This window comes from Kitasatospora sp. NBC_01250, from assembly GCF_036226465.1.
Classification (GTDB): domain Bacteria; phylum Actinomycetota; class Actinomycetes; order Streptomycetales; family Streptomycetaceae; genus Kitasatospora.
In genome coordinates this window covers 5,251,698-5,265,635 of sequence record NZ_CP108476.1, presented here as the reverse complement: position 1 = coordinate 5,265,635, position 13,938 = coordinate 5,251,698, and the positions used below count along the sequence as shown (strand labels likewise).

Genomic DNA, 13,938 nt, shown 5'->3' with positions numbered 1-13,938 from the left:
CTGTGGACAGTCACTGCTGCTCACCTCCGGCAGGGATGGCCACCGGGTGGGCCGGGGCCGGGTCGGTCCGGTGGACCTGGGAGAGGGTGTCGGCCACCGCCGGGTTCACCAGGTCGGTGAGCGGCTTGGGGTAGACGCCGAGGACCAGGGTCAGCGCGATCAGCGGCGCGGCCACCAGCACCTCGCGCGCCTTCAGGTCGGCCATGCCGCTGACGCTCGCCTTCACCGGCCCGGTCATGGTGCGCTGGTAGAGCACCAGCACGTAGAGCGCGGCCAGCACGATGCCCAGGGTCGCGATGATCGCCAGCACCGGGTAGCGGGTGAAGGTGCCGACCAGGACCAGGAACTCGCTGACGAACGGCGCGAGTCCGGGCAGCGAGAGGGTGGCCAGGCCGCCGACCAGGAAGGTGCCGGCCAGCACCGGGGCGACCTTCTGCACGCCGCCGAAGTCGGCGATCAGGCGCGAGCCGCGGCGCGAGATCAGGAAGCCGGCCACCAGCATCAGCAGCGCGGTGGAGATCCCGTGGTTGACCATGTAGAGGGTGGCGCCGCTCTGGCCCTGGCTGGTCATCGCGAAGATGCCCAGGATGATGAAGCCGAAGTGCGAGATCGAGGCGTAGGCGACCAGCCGCTTGATGTCCTTCTGACCCACCGCCAGCAGCGCGCCGTAGATGATGCCGACGACGGCGAGCACCAGGATCGCGGGCGCGAAGAACTTGGAGGCGTCCGGGAACAGGCCCAGGCAGAACCGGAGCATCGCGAAGGTGCCGACCTTGTCGACCACCGCGGTGATCAGCACGGCGGTGCCGGCGGTGGACTCGCCCATCGCGTTCGGCAGCCAGGTGTGCAGCGGCCACAGCGGGGCCTTGACGGCGAAGGCGAAGAAGAAGCCGAGGAAGAGCGCGCGCTGGGCGGTCGGGTCGATGACCAGCTTGCCGTCCGCGATCGAGGAGGTCAGCGTCTGCAGGTCGAAGGTGCCCTGCCCCTGGTTCTGCGCGACCACGTAGAGGCCGATCACGGCGGCCAGCATGACCAGGCCGCCGAGCAGGTTGTACAGCAGGAACTTGACCGCCGCGTACGAGCGCTGACGGGCCGCCTCGGGGCCGCCCGCCCGGTCGCCGAAGCCGCCGATCAGGAAGTACATCGGGATCAGCATGGCTTCGAAGAAGACGTAGAACAGGAAGACGTCGGTGGCCAGGAAGGAGACGATCACCATCGCCTCGACCGCCAGGATCAGGGCGAAGAAGCCCTGGGTGCGGCGGCGCCCCTCGAAGGTGTTGGGGTCGGAGTTGCCCTCGGGGGTGGGCGCGGGGTCCGCGTCGTGCCAGGAGGCCAGCATGACGAAGGGCACCAGCACCGCGGTGAGCAGCACCAGCACGGCGCCGATGCCGTCCACGCCGAGCGAGAAGCTGATCCCGAAGGCGCGGATCCAGCTGTGCGACTCGGTGAGCTGGTAGCGCGGGCCGCCGCTCTTGAAGTCGCTCGCCACCAGGGCGGCGAGCGCGAGGGTGACGGCGGAGAAGGCGAGCGCCGTGATCTTGGTGGTGCGCCGGCGGGTGTCGCTGGTGCCGGCCGGCAGCGCGGCGGTGAGGACCGCCCCGACGGCCGGAACGGCACACGTCGTGGTCAGCAGGAAGCTCATGCGCAGGCCTCCTGACGATGCGTCATAGTCATACGGACCTCATCAGGAGGGTGGTGGCGACCAGCACCAGCGTGCCGCCGAACATGGACAGGGCGTAGGAGCGGACGTAGCCGTTCTGCACCCGGCGCAGCCGGCTGGAGACGCCCCCGATGGTGGCGGCCAGGCCGTTGACGACGCCGTCGAGTCCCTTGCTGTCGAAGAAGACCAGCGCGGCGGTCAGCGCGGAGCCGGGGCGGACCAGGACGGCGTGGTTGAAGTCGTCCTGGAGCAGGTCGCGGCGGGCCGCGCGGGTGAGGGCGGAGCCGACCGGCGCGACGACCGGCACCGGGGTGCGGCCGTAGACCAGGTAGGCCAGCCCCACGCCGGCCAGCATGCAGGCGGTGGTGAGCAGGGTGATCGCGATCGAGGGCAGCGGCGAGTGGCCCTCGCTGTGCCCGGTGACCGGCTCCAGCCAGTGCAGGAAGGAGCTGTTGACGCTGAACAGGCCGCCCGCGAAGACCGAACCGAAGGCCAGCACGATCATCGGGATGGTCATCGTCCGCGGCGACTCGTGCGGGTGCGGCTCGTGGCCCTCCGCGTCCGGCTGCCAGCGCTTCTCGCCGAAGAAGGTCAGGATCATCACCCGGGTCATGTAGAACGCGGTGACCGCGGCGCCGATCAGGGTGACCGCGCCCAGGATCCAGCCCTCGGTGCCGCCCTTGGCGAAGGCGGCCTCGATGATCTTGTCCTTGGAGAAGAAGCCGGACAGCCCCGGGAAGCCGATGATGGCCAGGTAGCCGAGCCCGAAGGTGACGAAGGTGATCGGCAGGTACTTGCGCAGGCCGCCGTAGTGACGCATGTTCACCTCGTCGTTCATGCCGTGCATGACCGACCCGGCGCCGAGGAAGAGCCCGGCCTTGAAGAAGCCGTGGGTGACCAGGTGCATGATCGCGAAGACGTAGCCGATCGGACCCAGGCCCGCGGCCAGGATCATGTAGCCGATCTGCGACATGGTCGAGCCGGCCAGCGCCTTCTTGATGTCGTCCTTGGCGCAACCGACGATCGCACCGAAGATCAGCGTCACCGCCCCGACGCAGACGACCGCGAGCTGCGCGTCCGGCGCCAGGTCGAAGATCGCGCTCGAGCGGGTGATCAGGTAGACGCCGGCGGTCACCATGGTGGCCGCGTGGATCAGGGCGGAGACCGGGGTCGGGCCCTCCATCGCGTCGCCGAGCCAGCTCTGCAGCGGCACCTGGGCCGACTTGCCGCAGGCCGCGAGCAACAGCATCAGGCCGATCGCGGTCAGCCTGCCCTGGCTCGCCTCGTGCGCGGTGGCGAAGACCGGGCCGAAGGCGAAGCTGCCGAACTGGGTGAACATCAGCATGATCGCGATCGACAGGCCGACGTCGCCGACCCGGTTGACGATGAACGCCTTCTTGGCGGCGGTGGCCGCGCTCGGCTTGTGCTGCCAGAAGCCGATCAGCAGGTACGAGGCGAGCCCGACGCCCTCCCACCCGACGTACAGCAGCAGGTAGTTGTCCGCCAGCACGAGCAGCAGCATGGCGGCCAGGAAGAGGTTGAGGTAGCCGAAGAACCGGCGCCGGCGCTCGTCCTGCGCCATGTAGCCCACCGAGTAGAGGTGGATCAGGGTGCCGACGCCGGTGATCAGCAGCACGAAGGTGATCGAGAGCTGGTCGAGCTGGAAGGAGACGTCGGCCTGGAAGCCGGCCACCGGGATCCAGCTGAACAGGTGCTCGCTGACGGCTCGTTGGTCGGTCGGGCGACCGAGCATCTGGAAGAAGAGGACCAGTCCGAAGACGAAGGAGAGCAGCGCGGCGAAGGTGCCCAGCCAGTGGCCGAAGCGGTCCAGGGCACGGCCGCCGAGCAGCAGCACGGCAGCACCGAGCAGCGGGGCCGCCACGAGCAGCGGAATGAGAGAGTTCACTTAGGGCCCCTACAGCTTCATCAGGTTGCTGTCGTCGACCGAAGCCGAGTGCCTGGTCCTAAAGATGCTCACGATGATCGCCAGGCCCACCACGACCTCGGCGGCGGCGACCACCATGGTGAAGAAGGCCAGGATCTGGCCGTCCAGGTTGCCGTGCAGCCGGGAGAAGGTGACCAGGGCGAGGTTGGCGGCGTTGAGCATCAGCTCCACGCACATGAACAGGACGATGGCGTTGCGCCTGATCAGCACCCCGCTGGCCCCGATGGTGAACAACAGGGCCGCGAGATACAGGTAGTTGACCGGGTTCACTCCGCCTCCTCCGCATCGTCCCGGTTCGGGGTCTCCCTCGTCGGGCTCTCCTTCGTCAGCGCGGCGGTCAGCGCCGCGCGGCCCTGCCCCGCGTCCTGGGCCGGCACCGGCCGCTCGGACGGCGGGCGGCCCAGCCACTCGGAGGTGGCGTTCTCCAGCTCGGCCATCCGGTGCAGCATGTCCTGGCTGACGTCGCGGATCTGGCCGCGCTCGCGCAGGGTGGCCATCACCGAGTCCTCGGCGATGGTGCCGTCCGGCAGCAGGCCCGCGATGTCCACCGCGTTGTGCCGGGCGTAGACGCCGGGCGCCGGAAGCGGCGGGATCTGCTTGTTGTCCTTGATCCGCTGAGCGGCCAACTCGCGCTGGGTGAGCCGGGGTTCGACGCTCTCGCGGTGGGTGAGCAGCATCGCGCCGACCGCCGCGGTGATCAGCAGCGCGCCGGTGACCTCGAAGGCCCAGACGTACTTGGTGAAGATCAGCCGGGCCAGGCCCTGCACGTTGCCCTCGGCGTTCGCCTCGGCCAGGCCGGTGAAGTGGCCGAGCCTGGCGTTGGCGATGCCCGCGATCAGCAGCGCCCCGAAGCCCAGGCCGCAGAGCACGGCGGCGATCCGCTGGCCCTTGAGCTGCTCCTTGAGGGAGTCGGCGGCCGTCACGCCGACCAGCATCACCACGAAGAGGAAGAGCATCATGATCGCGCCGGTGTAGACCACGATCTGCACCACGCCCAGGAAGACCGCGCCCTGGGCCAGGTAGCAGACCGCCAGCGCCAGCATGGTGGCGGCCAGGCAGAGCGCGCTGTGCACGGCCTTGCGCATCAGCAGCATGCCGAGCGCGCCGCCGACCGCGATCACCGCGAGCACCCAGAACTGGACCGCCTCGCCGGTGGAGGTCATGAGCTCACCTCCCGCTCGTGGCGCTCCTGGGTCTCGGTGCCGGGCGCGGCGTGGGTGACCTCGCCGCGGTAGTAGGCGCCCTCGTCGGTCCCCGGGTACATCGCGTGCGGCGCCTCGACCATGCCCTCGGTCAGGCCGGCCAGCAGCTGCTCCTTGGTGAAGATCAGGTCGGCCCGCGAGGAGTCGGCCAGCTCGTACTCGTTGGTCATGGTCAGCGCGCGGGTCGGGCAGGCCTCGATGCACAGCCCGCACAGGATGCAGCGGGCGTAGTTGATCTGGTAGACCGCGCCGTAGCGCTCACCCGGGGAGTAGCGCTCCTCCTCGGTGTTGTCGGCGCCCTCCACGTAGATCGCGTCCGCGGGGCAGGCCCAGGCGCACAGCTCGCAGCCGACGCACTTCTCCAGGCCGTCCGGGTGCCGGTTGAGCTGGTGGCGGCCGTGGAAGCGGGGGGCGGTGGGCTTCTTCTGCTCCGGGTACTGCTCGGTCAGCCGCTTCTTGAACATGGCCTTGAAGGTCACGCCGAAGCCGGCGGCCGGTCCCAGCAGCGACGGCTTGTCGTCGGACTCTGGCATCTCGGTTCAGCTCCCTTCCACATGGTTGGCGCCGTGGTTGGCACCGTTCAGCGCGTCCGCCAGCTCCTGCGGCGGGGTGGCCCGCGGCACCCGGCTGCGCCGGCGCGGCACCGGCGGCAGCTCCTGGCCGGGCAGCGGCGGGACCGGGTAGCCGCCCGCCATGGGATCGAACTCCCCGGTGGCGGGGGCCGGTTCGACCCCCTTCTCCTTGTCCCGGAAGGCGTCCCAGAGCAGCGAGAGGAGCAGCAGTACGGCCACCGGCGCGCCCACGTAGAGCACCACGTTGCCGAAGCCGTTGCCCTCGTTGCGCAGCGCCCGGACGCTGGCCACCATCACCAGCCAGACCAGCGAGACCGGGATGAGCACCTTCCAGCCCAGCTTCATGAACTGGTCGTAGCGCAGCCGGGGCAGCGTGCCGCGCAGCCAGATGAAGAAGAAGAGCAGCAGCTGGATCTTGATCACGATCCAGAGCAGCGGCCACCAGCCGTGGTTGGCGCCGGCCCAGAAGGTGGAGATCGGCCACGGGGCCCGCCAGCCGCCCAGGAAGAGCGTGCTGGCGACCGCCGAGACGGTGACCATGTTGACGTACTCGGCCAGCATGAACATCGCGAACTTCAGCGAGCTGTACTCGGTGTTGAAGCCGCCGACCAGCTCGCCCTCGGCCTCCGGCAGGTCGAAGGGCGCCCGGTTGGTCTCCCCCACCATCGCGATGATGTAGACGATGAACGAGACCGGCAGCAACACCGCGAACCAGGTGGGCCGTTGGGAGTCGACGATCTGCGAGGTCGACATCGAGCCGGAGTAGATGAAGACGGCGGCGAAGGAGAGGCCCATCGCGATCTCGTAGGAGATCATCTGCGCCGAGGAGCGCAGGCCGCCGAGCAGCGGGTAGGTCGAGCCGGAGGACCAGCCGGCCAGCACGATGCCGTAGATCCCGATCGAGGCGGTGGCCAGGATGTAGAGCAGCGCCACCGGCAGGTCGGTGAGCTGCATCGGGGTGCGGGTGCCGAAGATCGAGATCTCGTTGTCGGCCGGGCCGAACGGGATCACCGCGATCGCCATGAAGGCCGGGATCGCACAGACCACCGGCGCCAGGACGTAGACCACCTTGTCCGCCCCGGAGACCACCAGGTCCTCCTTCAGGGCCAGCTTGACGCCGTCGGCCAGCGACTGCAGCAGGCCCCAGGGGCCGTGCCGGTTCGGGCCGATGCGCAGCTGCATCCAGGCGACGACCTTGCGCTCCCAGACGATCGAGACCAGCACGGTGATCAGCAGGAAGGCGAAGCAGAAGACCGCCTTGAGCAGCACCAGCCACCACGGGTCGCGCCCGAAGAAGCCCAGCGTCTCGTAGCCGGCGGCGAGTTGTGCGTGGAGCATTACCGGTCCCCTTCCGCCGGGGCGATGGTCACCAGGTGACCGACCGTGGTGCCGAGAGTGCGGTGGACGCCCTGCTCGACGGAGTTGACGGGCAGCCAGACGGTGCGGTCCGGCATCTCCGGGGAGAGCTCCAGCGGCAGTTCCAGCGAGCCGGCCGGGCCGCTGACCCGCAGGCGCTCGCCCGCTCCGATCTCCGCCGCGGTGCCGGGCGAGAGCCGGGCCACCGCCCGGTGCCGGGTGCCGGCCAGGTGCTCGTCACCCTGCTGCAGCGTGCCGCGGTCCAGCAGCATCCGCCAACCGGCCAGCACCGCCTGGCCGTTGGCGGGCCTCGGCAGTGCGGATGGGTGGCCGGCCGGGGCGGCGGGGTGGTCGCCGGACCACGGCGCGAAGGTGTCCAGCTCCAGCCGGGCGGCCCGGACGTCGGGCAGCCCGAGGCGGTGGCCGAGCGCGTCGGCCAGCATGTGCAGCACCCGGACGTCCGAGTGCAGGTGCCGGCCCATCTGCTGGTCGGGCTTGAGCGCGGCCTCGAACATCCGCACCCGGCCCTCCCAGTTGAGGAAGGTGCCGGCCTTCTCGGCCACCGCCGCCACCGGCAGCACCACGTCGGCGTGCGCGGTGACGGCCGAGGGGCGCAGCTCCAGCGAGATCACGAAGCCGACCCTGGCCAGCGCCTCCTCGGCCAGCTGCGGGTCCGGCAGGTCGTCCGGGTCCAGGCCGCCGACCAGCAGCGCGTCCAGGTCGCCGTGCGCGGCGGCGGCCAGGATCTGGCCGGTGTCGCGCCCGAGCCGGGCGGGCAGTTCGGCCACCCCCCAGGCGGTGGCGGCGTCGAGACGGGCAGCCGCGACGGTCACCGGACGGCCACCGGGCAGCAGGCCGGGCAGCGCGCCGGCCTCCAGCGCGCCGCGCTCGCCGGCCCGGCGCGGCACCCAGGCCAGCCGGGCACCGGTGGCGTGCGAGAGCCGCAGCGCCGCGGTGAGCGCGCCGGCGGTCTGCGCCAGGCGCTCGCCGACCATGATCACGGCGCCGGGGCTGCGCAGCAGCTCGGCGGCGCGTCCGGCCTCGTCGCTCAGCGGCTCCTCGGCCGCCAGCGCGCCCAGCCACTCGGCCTCGGTGCCCGGGGCGGCCGGCAGCAGCGAGCCGCCGAGCTTGGCCAGGCCGCGCGAGCGGTGGTCGGCGATGGCGACGACCTTGAGGCCCGAGCGGCTCGCCTTGCGCAGCCGCAGGAAGACGATCGGCGACTCCTCCTCGGGCTCGAAGCCGGCCAGCAGGACCACCGGTGCCTGCGCCAGCGCCCGGTAGGTCACCGGGTCCGGACTGCCGAGGTCGACCCCGCGCCCGGCCACGGCGGCGGCCAGGAAGTCCGCCTCCTCGGCGCTGTGCGGGCGGGCCCGGAAGTCCACGTCGTTGGTGCCGAGCACCACCCGGGCGAACTTGGCGTAGCCGTAGGCGTCCTCCACGGTGACCCGGCCGCCGGTGAGCACCGCGCTGCGCGAGCCGCGCAGGCCGTCGGCGGCGGCCGCCAACGCCTGCGGCCAGGAGGCCTCGACGAGCTCACCGGTCTCCCGGTCGCGCACCAGCGGGGTGGTCAGCCGGTCGCGCTGCTGGGCGTAGCGGAAGGCGAACCGGCCCTTGTCGCAGTTCCACTCCTCGTTGACCTCCGGGTCCTCGCCGGCCAGCCGGCGCAGCACCTTGCCGCGCCGGTGGTCGGTGCGCTGGGCGCAGCCCGAGGCGCAGTGCTCGCAGGTGCTGGGCGAGGAGACCAGGTCGAAGGGGCGCGAGCGGAACCGGTAGGCGGCCGAGGTGAGCGCGCCGACCGGGCAGATCTGGATGGTGTTGCCGGAGAAGTACGAGGCGAAGTCGTCACCGGCACCGGTGCCGACCTGCTCCAGCGCGCCGCGCTCCAGCAGCTCGATGAACGGGTCGCCGGCGATCTGCTGGGAGAAGCGGGTGCAGCGGGCGCAGAGCACGCAGCGTTCGCGGTCCAGCAGCACCTGGCTGCTGATCGGGATCGGCTTCTGGTAGGTCCGCTTCATGCCCTCGAAGCGGGAGTCGGCGGCGCCGGTGGACATCGCCTGGTTCTGCAGCGGGCACTCGCCGCCCTTGTCGCAGACCGGGCAGTCCAGCGGGTGGTTGATCAGCAGCAGCTCCATGACGCCGCGCTGGGCCTTCTCCGCCACCGGCGAGCTGATCTGGGTGCGCACCACCATGCCCTCGGCGACCGGGATGGTGCAGGAGGCGACCGGCTTGCGCTGGCCCTCGATCTCCACGATGCACTGGCGGCAGGCGCCGACCGGGTCCAGCAACGGGTGGTCGCAGAACCGGGGCACCTGGGTGCCGATGGCCTCGGCGGCGCGGATCACCAAGGTGCCCTTGGGGACCTGGACTTCGACGCCGTCGATGGTGAGCGTGACGAGGTCGGTGGCGGCCTTGACGGCTGATGGCTCCGTGACGGTCATGCGTGCACCTCCCTCTCGGTGACGGGCTCGGGGGTCGAGGAGCGGGGGCTCTCGGCCCAGACGGTGGCGGCGGCCGGGTCGAACGGGCAGCGGCGCTCGGCCAGGTGCCGCTCGTACTCGGCCCGGAAGTACTTCAGCGAGGAGGCGATCGGGCTGGCCGCGCCGTCGCCCAGGGCGCAGAAGGACTTGCCGTTGATGTTGTCGGCGATGTCGAGCAGCTTCTCCAGGTCGCCCTCGACGCCCTCGCCCGCCTCGATCCGGCGCAGCAACTGGACGAGCCAGTACGTGCCTTCGCGGCACGGGGTGCACTTGCCGCAGGACTCGTGGGCGTAGAACTCGGTCCACCGGGTCACCGCGCGCACCACGCAGGTGGTCTCGTCGAAGATCTGCAGCGCCTTGGTGCCGAGCATCGAGCCGGCCGCGCCCACCGCCTCGTAGTCGAGCGGCACATCGAGGTGCTCCTCGGTGAACATCGGCGTCGAACTGCCGCCCGGGGTCCAGAACTTGAGCTGATGCCCGGCCCGCACCCCGCCGCTGACCTCGAGCAGCTGGCGCAGCGTCACGCCGAGCGGCGCCTCGTACTGGCCGGGGTTGGTGACGTGGCCGGAGAGCGAGTAGAGGGTGAAGCCTGGCGACTTCTCGGTGCCCAGCGAGGTGAACCACTCTTTGCCGCGGACCAGGATCGGCGGCACCGAGGCGATCGACTCGACGTTGTTGACCACCGTCGGGCAGGCGTACAGGCCCGCGATCGCCGGGAACGGCGGGCGCAGCCGGGGCTGGCCGCGGCGGCCCTCCAGCGAGTCGAGCAGCGCGGTCTCCTCGCCGCAGATGTAGGCGCCGGCGCCCGCGTGCACGGTGATGTCGAGGTCCACCCCCGAGCCGAGGATGTCCCGGCCGAGGAAGCCCGCGTCGTACGCCTCGGCGACGGCCGCGTGCAGCCGGCGCAGCACCGGGACCACCTCGCCGCGCAGGTAGATGAAGGCGTGGTCGCAGCGGATCGCGTAGGAGGCGATCACCATGCCCTCGATCAGCGCGTGCGGGTTGGCGAAGAGCAGCGGGATGTCCTTGCAGGTCCCGGGCTCGGACTCGTCCGCGTTGACCACCAGGTAGTGCGGCTTGCCGTCGTTCTGCGGGATGAACTGCCACTTCATGCCGGTGGGGAACCCGGCGCCGCCGCGACCGCGCAGGCCGGACTCCTTGACCAGCGCGATCAGCGCGTCCGGGTCCATCGCCAGGGCGTTGCGCAGGCCCTGGTAGCCGTCGTGGCGTTGGTAGGTCGTCAGCGACCACGGCCGGTGGTCGTCCCAGGAGGCGGAGAGCACGGGGCTGAGCAGCTTCTCGGCCGGCTCGGTGGCGGTCATCACGCTTCCGTCCCTTCGTTGCGCGGGGAGACCACGCGGGCACCGGGCGCGCCGGGCAGCGACTCGCCCTTGGCCAGCCGCAGCCCGGCCAGGCTGGGCACACCGCCCGCGCCGGACTCGTCGTTGGCACCCTCGCGCGCGTCCGGGAAGCCGGCCAGGATCCGGGCGGTCTCCTTGAAGGAGCAGAGCCGGGCGCCCCGGGTGGGCCGCACCTCGGTGCCCGCCCGCAGCTCGTCGACCAGCTGCTTGGCGCTGTCCGGCGTCTGGTTGTCGAAGAACTCCCAGTTGACCATCACCACGGGGGCGTAGTCGCAGGCCGCGTTGCACTCGATGTGCTCCAGCGAGACCGAACCGTCCTCGGTGGTCTCGTTGTTGCCGATGCCCAGGTGCTCCTGGAGCCCGGCGAAGATCTCGTCGCCGCCGAGCACCGCGCAGAGCGTGTTGGTGCACACGCCCACGTGGTACGTCCCGGCGGGCTTGCGCCGGTACATCGTGTAGAAGGTGGCCACCGCCGTGACCTCGGCCGTGGTCAGCTCCACCTGCTCGGCGCAGAAGCGGATCCCGGTCGGGCTGACGAAGCCCTCCTCGGCCTGCACCAGGTGCAGCAGCGGCAGCAGGGCGGAGCGGGCCTGCGGGTAGCGGGCGATCAGCTCCTTCGCGTCGGCGGCGAGGCGCTGGTGCACCTCTGGCGGATAGGGCTTGGCCGGCAGCGCCGGCAGCCCGAGGTCGACGCCCGCATGAGGGTCGGATGTCACCGGTCAACGCCTCCCATCACCGGGTCGATCCCGGCCACCGCCACGATCACGTCGGCCACTTGGCCGCCTTCACACATCGCCGCCATCGACTGCAGGTTGGTGAACGAGGGGTCGCGGAAGTGCACCCGGTAGGGCCGGGTCCCGCCGTCGCTCACCACGTGCACACCCAGCTCGCCCTTGGGCGACTCCACCGCCGCGTACGCCTGGCCGACCGGGACCCGGAAGCCCTCGGTGACCAGCTTGAAGTGGTGGATCAGGGACTCCATCGAGGTGCCCATGATCTTCCGGATGTGGTCCAGCGAATTGCCCATGCCGTCCGGCCCGATGGCCAGTTGGGCCGGCCAGGCGATCTTCTTGTCGGCCACCATGACCGGCCCCGGGCGCAGCCGGTCCAGGCACTGCTCGACGATCCGCAGCGACTGCCGCATCTCCTCCAGGCGGATCAGGAACCGCCCGAAGGAGTCCGCGGTGTCCGCGACCGCCACCTCGAAGTCGTAGTCCTCGTAACCGCAGTAGGGATCGGTCTTGCGCAGGTCGTGCGGCAGGCCGGTGGCCCGCAGGATCGGCCCGGTGGCGCCCAGTGCCAGGCAGCCGGCCAGGTCCAGGTGGCCGACGTCGACCAGGCGGGCCTTGAAGATCGGGTTGCCGGTGGCCAGCTTGTCGTACTCGTGCATCCGGGAGCGGAAGAGCTTGACCGCCTCGCGGATCTGGTCGACCGCGCCCGGGGGCAGGTCCTGGGCCAGGCCGCCGGGGCGCACGTAGGCGTGGTTCATCCGCAGGCCGGTGACCAACTCGAAGATGTCCAGGATCAGTTCGCGGTCCCGGAAGCCGTAGATCATCAGCGTGGTGGAGCCGATCTCCATGCCGCCGGTGGCCAGGCACACCAGGTGCGAGGAGATCCGGTTGAGCTCCATCATCAGGACCCGGATCACGGTGGCCCGGTCCGGGATCTGCTCGGTGATGCCGAGCAGCTTCTCCACCGCCAGGCAGTAGGCGGTCTCGTTGAAGAGCGGGGTGAGGTAATCCATCCGGGTGACGAAGGTGGTGCCCTGCACCCAGTTGCGGTATTCGAGGTTCTTCTCGATCCCGGTGTGCAGATAGCCGATGCCGCACCTGGCCTCGGTCACCGTCTCGCCGTCGATCTCCAGGATCAGCCGCAACACTCCGTGGGTGGAGGGGTGTTGCGGACCCATGTTGACGATGATGCGTTCGTCGTCGGCACGCGCGACGGCCTCCGCCACCTCGCCCCAGTCGCCACCGGTGACGGTGAAGACCCGGCCCTCGGTGGTCTCGCGTGCTCCCGCCTCGTATTCGGTGCTCATCAGGAGTACGACCTCCGCTGGTCGGGAGCCGGGATCTGGGCACCCTTGTACTCGACGGGGATGCCGCCGAGCGGGTAGTCCTTGCGCTGCGGGTGGCCCAGCCAGTCGTCCGGCATCATGATCCGGGTCAGCGCCGGGTGACCCTCGAAGACGATCCCGAAGAAGTCGTAGGCCTCGCGCTCGTGCCAGTCGTTGGTGGGATAGACGCTGACCACCGACGGGATCCGCGGGTCGGCGTCCGGCGCGGTGACCTCGATCCGGATCAGCCGGGTGTGGGTGATCGAGCGCAGGTGGTAGACCGCGTGCAGCTCGCGCCCGGCCTCACCCGGATAGTGCACGCCGCTGACGCCCAGGCAGAGTTCGAAGCGCAGCGCCGGGTCGTCGCGCAGTGTGCGGACGGTGGCCAGCAGGTGCTCGCGGGCGATCTGGAAGGTCAGCTCGGCGCGGTCGACCACGGTCTTCTCGATCACCACGGCCGGGTCGAGCCCCTGTTCCTCCAGGGCGCCCTCCAGCTCGTCGGCCACCTCGTCGAACCAGCCGCCGTACGGGCGCTCGGCCGGCGCGGGCAGCACGATCGCGGCGGCCAGGCCGCCGAAGCCCGAGGTGTCGCCGCTGCCGTGGGCACCGAACATGCCCTGGCGCCGGCCGATCACCTCGAGCGGGATCTCCTTGCGGGTCTCCGGGACGGCGGGAGCGTCCGGAGTCTGCGGGCCTTCGGGCTGCTTGGGAGCATCGGGCTGCTTGGGGGTGTCCGTCATTGCAGCAGCCCCCGCATCTCGCTGGTCGGGGTGGCGAGCAGCGCCCGCTCCTCGGCCGCTTCCTCGGCCCGCCGCCTGTTCACGCCGAGCGGCTCGTGCTGGATCTTGTGGTGCAGCTTGATGATCGCGTCCATCAGCATCTCCGGGCGGGGCGGACACCCCGGCAGGTAGATGTCCACGGGCACGATGTGGTCGACGCCCTGGACGATCGCGTAGTTGTTGAACATGCCGCCCGAGGACGCGCAGACGCCCATCGAGATGACCCACTTCGGGTTGGCCATCTGGTCGTAGACCTGGCGCAGCACCGGGGCCATCTTCTGGCTCACCCGCCCCGCCACGATCATCAGATCGGCCTGCCGGGGCGAGCCGCGGAAGACCTCCATCCCGAACCGGGCCAGGTCGTAGCGCCCGGCGCCGGTGGTCATCATCTCGATGGCACAGCAGGCCAGTCCGAAAGTGGCCGGGAAGACCGAGGCCTTTCTCACCCACCCCGCGGCACTCTCCACCGTGGTGAGCAGAAAGCCGCTCGGCAGCTTCTCCTCGATTCCCATCTACCCATCCCTCTCAGT

At 70.6% G+C, this 13,938-nt stretch carries 12 protein-coding genes; all 12 read right to left on the bottom strand.

Annotation, left to right across the window (positions count from 1 at the left end; all coding sequences use genetic code 11):
- Positions 1 to 10 precede the first annotated feature (10 nt).
- Genes OG500_RS22215 through OG500_RS22160 form a run of 12 tightly spaced genes read right to left on the bottom strand, consistent with a single transcriptional unit; the run spans position 11 to position 13,920 of the window.
- Positions 11 to 1,642 (bottom strand): NADH-quinone oxidoreductase subunit M, encoded by a 1,632-nt coding sequence (locus tag OG500_RS22215; RefSeq protein WP_327068439.1) that lies wholly within the window; start codon positions 1,640 to 1,642, stop codon positions 11 to 13.
- 28 nt (positions 1,643 to 1,670) lie between these two features.
- The gene (gene nuoL, locus OG500_RS22210; protein ID WP_327068438.1) at positions 1,671 to 3,566 is read right to left on the bottom strand and encodes an NADH-quinone oxidoreductase subunit L; all 1,896 of its coding nucleotides are present in this window, start codon (positions 3,564 to 3,566) and stop codon (positions 1,671 to 1,673) included.
- A 9-nt stretch (positions 3,567 to 3,575) separates the two neighbouring features.
- The gene (nuoK, locus tag OG500_RS22205) at positions 3,576 to 3,875 is read right to left on the bottom strand and encodes an NADH-quinone oxidoreductase subunit NuoK (protein ID WP_327068437.1); all 300 of its coding nucleotides are present in this window, start codon (positions 3,873 to 3,875) and stop codon (positions 3,576 to 3,578) included.
- The gene (locus tag OG500_RS22200; protein WP_327068436.1) at positions 3,872 to 4,768 is read right to left on the bottom strand and encodes an NADH-quinone oxidoreductase subunit J; all 897 of its coding nucleotides are present in this window, start codon (positions 4,766 to 4,768) and stop codon (positions 3,872 to 3,874) included. Before OG500_RS22200 ends, nuoK begins: the two co-directional genes overlap by 4 nt.
- Positions 4,765 to 5,340, bottom strand: coding sequence for an NADH-quinone oxidoreductase subunit NuoI (nuoI, locus tag OG500_RS22195; protein ID WP_327068435.1), 576 nt, complete (start codon positions 5,338 to 5,340; stop codon positions 4,765 to 4,767). The genes OG500_RS22200 and nuoI overlap by 4 nt, the downstream gene beginning before the upstream one ends.
- A 6-nt stretch (positions 5,341 to 5,346) precedes the next feature.
- Positions 5,347 to 6,717: an NADH-quinone oxidoreductase subunit NuoH gene (gene nuoH / locus OG500_RS22190; protein WP_327068434.1), complete on the bottom strand. Its 1,371-nt coding sequence runs from the start codon at positions 6,715 to 6,717 to the stop codon at positions 5,347 to 5,349.
- Positions 6,717 to 9,173 carry an NADH-quinone oxidoreductase subunit G gene (locus OG500_RS22185; RefSeq protein ID WP_329582776.1) on the bottom strand — a complete coding sequence of 819 codons (2,457 nt, stop codon included), beginning with the start codon at positions 9,171 to 9,173 and terminating at the stop codon, positions 6,717 to 6,719. The genes nuoH and OG500_RS22185 overlap by 1 nt, the downstream gene beginning before the upstream one ends.
- The gene (gene nuoF, locus OG500_RS22180; protein WP_327068432.1) at positions 9,170 to 10,534 is read right to left on the bottom strand and encodes an NADH-quinone oxidoreductase subunit NuoF; all 1,365 of its coding nucleotides are present in this window, start codon (positions 10,532 to 10,534) and stop codon (positions 9,170 to 9,172) included. The genes OG500_RS22185 and nuoF overlap by 4 nt, the downstream gene beginning before the upstream one ends.
- Entirely contained in the window at positions 10,534 to 11,289 is a 756-nt protein-coding gene (gene nuoE, locus OG500_RS22175) for an NADH-quinone oxidoreductase subunit NuoE (protein WP_327068431.1), read from the bottom strand. The genes nuoF and nuoE overlap by 1 nt, the downstream gene beginning before the upstream one ends.
- Positions 11,286 to 12,611 (bottom strand): NADH-quinone oxidoreductase subunit D, encoded by a 1,326-nt coding sequence (locus OG500_RS22170; RefSeq protein ID WP_327068430.1) that lies wholly within the window; start codon positions 12,609 to 12,611, stop codon positions 11,286 to 11,288. Before OG500_RS22170 ends, nuoE begins: the two co-directional genes overlap by 4 nt.
- A complete protein-coding gene (locus tag OG500_RS22165) occupies positions 12,611 to 13,369 on the bottom strand; it encodes an NADH-quinone oxidoreductase subunit C (RefSeq protein ID WP_329582771.1) in 759 nt (252 codons plus the stop codon). The genes OG500_RS22170 and OG500_RS22165 overlap by 1 nt, the downstream gene beginning before the upstream one ends.
- Positions 13,366 to 13,920 carry a NuoB/complex I 20 kDa subunit family protein gene (locus OG500_RS22160; protein ID WP_327068428.1) on the bottom strand — a complete coding sequence of 185 codons (555 nt, stop codon included), beginning with the start codon at positions 13,918 to 13,920 and terminating at the stop codon, positions 13,366 to 13,368. The genes OG500_RS22165 and OG500_RS22160 overlap by 4 nt, the downstream gene beginning before the upstream one ends.
- Positions 13,921 to 13,938: the final 18 nt, after the last annotated feature.

Coding starts and splice junctions, on each gene's coding strand:
- OG500_RS22160 (WP_327068428.1), bottom strand. CDS start 13,920: ATGGGAATCGAGGAGAAGCTGCCGAGCGGCTTTCTGCTCACCACGGTG.
- OG500_RS22165 (WP_329582771.1), bottom strand. CDS start 13,369: ATGACGGACACCCCCAAGCAGCCCGATGCTCCCAAGCAGCCCGAAGGC.
- nuoF (WP_327068432.1), bottom strand. CDS start 10,534: ATGACCGCCACCGAGCCGGCCGAGAAGCTGCTCAGCCCCGTGCTCTCC.
- nuoH (WP_327068434.1), bottom strand. CDS start 6,717: ATGCTCCACGCACAACTCGCCGCCGGCTACGAGACGCTGGGCTTCTTC.
- nuoI (WP_327068435.1), bottom strand. CDS start 5,340: ATGCCAGAGTCCGACGACAAGCCGTCGCTGCTGGGACCGGCCGCCGGC.
- OG500_RS22215 (WP_327068439.1), bottom strand. CDS start 1,642: ATGAGCTTCCTGCTGACCACGACGTGTGCCGTTCCGGCCGTCGGGGCG.
- OG500_RS22185 (WP_329582776.1), bottom strand. CDS start 9,173: ATGACCGTCACGGAGCCATCAGCCGTCAAGGCCGCCACCGACCTCGTC.
- OG500_RS22200 (WP_327068436.1), bottom strand. CDS start 4,768: ATGACCTCCACCGGCGAGGCGGTCCAGTTCTGGGTGCTCGCGGTGATC.
- OG500_RS22170 (WP_327068430.1), bottom strand. CDS start 12,611: ATGAGCACCGAATACGAGGCGGGAGCACGCGAGACCACCGAGGGCCGG.